The sequence below is a fragment of the Stenotrophomonas sp. 2YAF22 genome, assembly GCF_052114665.1.
GTDB lineage: Bacteria > Pseudomonadota > Gammaproteobacteria > Xanthomonadales > Xanthomonadaceae > Stenotrophomonas > Stenotrophomonas indicatrix.
Genome location: NZ_JBFRFE010000323.1, coordinates 1 through 4,776, shown reverse-complemented (window position 1 = coordinate 4,776; position 4,776 = coordinate 1). Strand labels below are relative to the sequence as shown.

At 65.8% G+C, this 4,776-nt stretch carries 4 protein-coding genes and 1 pseudogene; 2 read left to right on the top strand and 3 right to left on the bottom strand.

All coding sequences use genetic code 11. The features are described from left to right. Window positions 1–166: 166 nt before the first annotated feature. Window positions 167–2,245, top strand: a complete 2,079-nt coding sequence (locus AB4Y84_RS13455; protein WP_312109214.1) for a S9 family peptidase — start codon at window positions 167–169, stop codon at window positions 2,243–2,245. A 129-nt stretch (window positions 2,246–2,374) separates the two neighbouring features. After that, window positions 2,375–3,619, top strand: coding sequence for a DUF819 family protein (locus AB4Y84_RS13450; RefSeq protein WP_442243830.1), 1,245 nt, complete (start codon window positions 2,375–2,377; stop codon window positions 3,617–3,619). Window positions 3,620–3,680: 61 nt separating this feature from the next. Here AB4Y84_RS13450 and AB4Y84_RS13445 read toward each other — a convergent pair whose 3' ends face one another. The 3 genes and pseudogenes from AB4Y84_RS13445 to AB4Y84_RS13435 form a co-directional block, all read right to left on the bottom strand. Further along, the gene (locus AB4Y84_RS13445) at window positions 3,681–4,160 is read right to left on the bottom strand and encodes a hypothetical protein (RefSeq protein WP_312785588.1); all 480 of its coding nucleotides are present in this window, start codon (window positions 4,158–4,160) and stop codon (window positions 3,681–3,683) included. 46 nt (window positions 4,161–4,206) lie between these two features. After that, window positions 4,207–4,467 (bottom strand): cell division topological specificity factor MinE, encoded by a 261-nt coding sequence (gene minE / locus AB4Y84_RS13440; protein WP_005408532.1) that lies wholly within the window; start codon window positions 4,465–4,467, stop codon window positions 4,207–4,209. 2 nt (window positions 4,468–4,469) lie between these two features. Next, window positions 4,470–4,776: pseudogene (locus AB4Y84_RS13435) on the bottom strand (septum site-determining protein MinD); the annotation flags it as partial.

Here is a 4,776-nt window from a genome sequence, read left to right as displayed (position 1 = left end):
CATGGTTGCCGGCCAGCGGCCGGCACTACCGGTGTCCCAAGCAAACCGCGCTACGGCGCGGTTTGCTTTTTCTGGCGGCAGCTCAGCCACGGCCATGACCGATGGCCTTGGCAGGCCCGGCCGCGCAGGCCTACCATCGGTTTTTTGCCGTCCTGCGGAGACCCCGATGAAACTGCGTCATGCCCTGCTGCCACTGAGCCTGCTGGCTGCCCTGCCCAGCGTCGCCGCTGCCCGTGGCCTGGAAGTCCGCGACATGGTGGCCATGGACCGCGTCTCCGCGCCGGTATTGACCGCCGACGGCGGCACCGTGGTGTTCGCCAAGCGCAGCACCGATGCCAACCTCAAGGCCAGCACCGCACTGTTCGCGCGCAACCTGCGCACCCGCGACGCGGCACCGCCGAAGCAGATCACGCCGGCTGGCTGGAACGTCAACTCCGCCTCGCTGTCGGCCGATGGCCAGACCGTGTACTTCCTCAGCGCCAAGAACGGCAGCCAGCAGCTGTACGCACAGCCGATCAGCGGCGGCGCCCCGCGCCAGCTGACCGACTTCCCGGTGGACGTGGACAGCTACCACGTGTCGCCGCAGGACGACCGCGTGCTGTTCAGCGCCGGCGTGTTCCAGGCCTGTGCCTCGGACCTGGCCTGCACCGAAAAGAAGCTCAAGGACGTGGAAGGCGCCAAGGCCAGCGGCAAGGTCTTCGATTCGCTGTTCGTGCGCCACTGGGATACCTGGAACGACGGCCGCCGCAACACCCTGTTCGTCGCCCCGTTGCCGGCAGCCAAGGCCGGTGCGGTCAAGGGCGCTTCGGCGCTGAGCGCGACCATCGACGGCGACGCTCCGTCCAAGCCGTTCGGTGGCAATGACGATTTCGCCTGGTCGCCGGATGGCAGCAGCGTGGTCGCCAGCATCCGCGTGGCCGGCAAGCAGGAGCCGTGGTCGACCAACTTCGACCTGTACCGCTTCGATGCTGCGGGCAAGCAGGCGCCGGTCAACCTGACCGCGTCCAACCCGGCCTGGGATGCCGGCCCGGTGTTCAGCGCCGACGGCAAGACCCTGTTCTACCGCGCGATGAAGCGCCCAGGCTTCGAGGCGGACCGCTTCGGCCTGATGGCGATGGACTTGGCCAGCGGCAAGACGCGCGAGATCGCTCCGCAGTGGGACCGTTCGGCTGGTGGCATTGCGCTGTCCGCCGACGGCGCCAGCATCTACACCACCGCCGATGACCTTGGCGAGCACCCGCTGTTCCAGATCGACGTGGCCAGCGGCAAGGCCACCAAGCTGATCGGCGATGGCAGCGTGACCTCGGTGGACGTGGCCGGCACCAGTGTGGCGATCACCCGCAACAGCCTGAAGAGCAACGACCAGGTGCTGGTCGGCCTGCTGCCGGCCGCTGGCGAGCCGATCGGCGCGCTGCGGGCGCTGACCCCGGCCGCTGGCGAGGTGCTGAAGGATGTTTCCTTCGGCGACTACGAGCAGTTCGAGTTCAAGGGCTGGAACAACGACACCGTGCACGGTTACGTGGTCAAGCCGCACAACTACCAGGAAGGCAAGTCCTACCCGGTCGCGTTCCTGATCCATGGCGGCCCGCAGGGCAGCTTCGGTAATGGCTGGAGCTACCGCTGGAACCCGCAGACGTACGCCGGCCAGGGCTACGCCGTGGTGATGATCGACTTCCATGGCTCCACCGGTTACGGCCAGGCCTTCACCGATGCGATCAGCCAGCACTGGGGCGACCGTCCGCTGGAAGACCTGCAGAAGGGCTGGAGCGCGGCGCTGAAGAAGTACGACTTCCTCAACGGTGACAAGGCCTGCGCACTGGGCGCCAGCTACGGCGGCTTCATGGTCAACTGGATCGCCGGCAACTGGAACAGCCCGTTCAAGTGCCTGGTCAATCATGACGGCGTGTTCGACCAGCGCATGATGGGCTATGCCACCGAAGAACTGTGGTTCACCGAATGGGAGCAGGGCGGTACCCCGTACCAGAAGGCGGCGAACTACGAGAAGTTCAAYCCGGTCAACCACGTGGCTGACTGGAAGAAGCCGATCCTGGTGATCCATGGCCAGCAGGATTTCCGCATTCCGGTCGAGCAGGGCCTGGCTGCCTTCACCGCGGCCCAGCGCCAGGGCATCGAGTCGAAGTTCCTGTACTTCCCGGACGAGAACCACTGGGTGCTGAAGCCGAACAACAGCATCCTCTGGCATGACACCGTCAACGCTTGGCTGAAGCAGCACATCGGCGAGTAAGCGATACCGGCGCCGCCCTTGTGGCGGCGCCCGGCTTTCCGGTAGTGCCGGCCGCTGGCCGGCAACTGCACGTTGCGACCTACCTACATGGGGTTGCCGGCCAGCGGCCGGCACTACCAGGATGCCTGCATGCCCTCGACTGCCCTGATCCAGAACGACATCGTCGTCTTCGGCCTGATCGCCGCCACCCTTGGCGCCGTGTTCTGGACCGCTTCGCGCGAGCAGGGCCTGTGGAAGCGCTTCTATACCTTCGTGCCGGCGCTGCTGCTGTGCTATCTGCTGCCGGGCATCTACAACACGTTCGGCCTGATCGACGGGCAGAACACCAAGCTGTACAACCCGGTCGCGCGTGACATCCTGCTGCCGGCGGCGCTGATCCTGCTGACCCTGGCGGTCGACATCAAGGGCATCCTGCGGCTGGGGCCAAAGCTGGTGCTTATGTACCTGGGCGCCTCGGCCAGCATCATGCTGGGTGCGGTGGTCGCGTTCCTGGTGATGCGTGCCATCCATCCCGACACCGTCGCCGGCGATACCTGGTCCGGCATGGCCGCACTGGCCGGCAGCTGGATCGGCGGCGGTGCCAACATGCTGGCCATGCGCGAAGTGTTCGATGTCAACGCGACCACGTTCGGCCAGTTCGCGGTGGTCGATGTGGGTGTTGGCTACGTGTGGATGGCGGCGTTGATCTTCCTGGCCGGGCGCGCGGCGAAGATCGATGCACGCAGCGGTGCCAATACCTCCGCCATCGACGAGCTGAAGGAGCGCATCACCCGCTTTCAGGCCGAACACGAGCGGATTCCCAGCCTGACCGACCTGATGCTGATCGTGGCCGTGGCCTTCGGTGGCGTCGGCCTGGCCCATGCCATCGGAGCGCCGCTGGCGGCGTGGTTCAAGGTCAATGTCAGCTGGGCGTCGCAGTTCAGCCTGGATGCGCCGTTCGTCTGGGTGGTGGTGCTGTCGACCACGCTCGGCCTGGGCCTGAGCTTTACTCGGGCTCGCAACCTGGAAGGTGCGGGCGCTTCACGACTGGGCTCTCTGCTGCTGTATTTCCTGATTGCCTGCATCGGCATGCAGATGGATCTGCTGGCGCTGCTGGACCGCCCGTGGCTGTTCCTGCTTGGCATCATCTGGATCAGCGTGCACATCGCGCTGCTGTGGTGCCTGGGCAAGCTGCTGAAGGTGCCATTCTTCTACTTCGCCATCGGTTCGCAGTCGAACATCGGCGGCCCTGCTTCGGCACCGGTGGTAGCCGCCGCGTTCCATCCGGCGTTGGCGCCGGTAGGCGTGCTGCTGGGCACGATGGGCTATGCCACCGGTACCTATCTGGCGTATGTGGTCGGCATCACCCTGCGCGCACTGGCGGGGCAGGGTTGAGGGCGATGGGGGCGGATCCCTTTTGCTGCGCAAAAGGGATCTGACCCTGGTCCACGGTGGATCACGCCACCGGCAAGCCGCGTTCGATCAGCCACGCCTTCGCGTCTTCGGCGTCCTGTTCAAACCACGCCTTCGTCGACCCCAATCGATACGTATACCCCCACGCATCCATGTCGGCCATCAGCCGCTCACTGCCGACACCGGGCAGGTGCCCGGCCAGCACGATCTGCAGGTAGCAGGTGGCATCTTCTTCGGGCACCGAATCGGTGGCGTCGGTATGCACCTGCGCGCGCCGCTCCGGCGGCAGCACGATCAGGTGGCAGGCCTCGTGCAGCATCGAGTGTACTGGCGTGTCATCGCGCACGTACACGTCGCTGGCGATGATGCCCGCCTCGGGCTCGCCCCAGTAACTGCCCGGGATCGGCTCGCCGGGCGCAACGAGGTGCAGCCGCAGCTCATGTGCAGCGAGCAGGCGCTGGGCATCGGCGAAGGCGATGTCGCCGACGCGGGTAACGTTCGGTTCGGGCGTGGTATCAGTCATGCGGGTCAGGCAGCCCCGCCCATGCAGGCACGGGCGGGGCGCGGGGTCAGGGTTTGTCCGGGCCTTCAGGCAGCGCCACGGAGATGTCCAGCACGTCGTGCTGGCCATCCTTGACCAGGTCCACCTTCACTGCATCGACGTCGATGTTGACGTACTTCTTGATCACTTCCAGCAGCTCGCGCTGCAGCAGTGGCAGGTAGTCGGGACCGCCACGGTGGCTGCGCTCCTGCGCGATGATGATCTGCAGGCGATTCTTGGCGGTTTCGGCGGTGGTCTTCTTCGCTTTGAGGAAATCAAACAGGCCCATGCTTACCCTCCGAACAGCTTGCTGAAGAAGCCCTTCTTCTCGACGTTGGTGAAGCGCATCGGGCGTTCTTCGCCGAGGATGCGTGCGACGGCGTCGTCATAGGCCTGGCCGGCAGCAGATTCGCCATCCAGGATGACCGGCTCGCCCTTGTTGGAGGCATTGAGCACGTCGCCCGATTCGGGGATCACGCCGATCGCCTTCAGGCCAAGGACCTCCTCGACGTCGGCGATGCTGAGCATCTCGCCGCTTTCCACGCGCACCGGGGTGTAGCGGGTCAGCAGCAGGAAGGCTGGCACGTCCTGTCCGGAT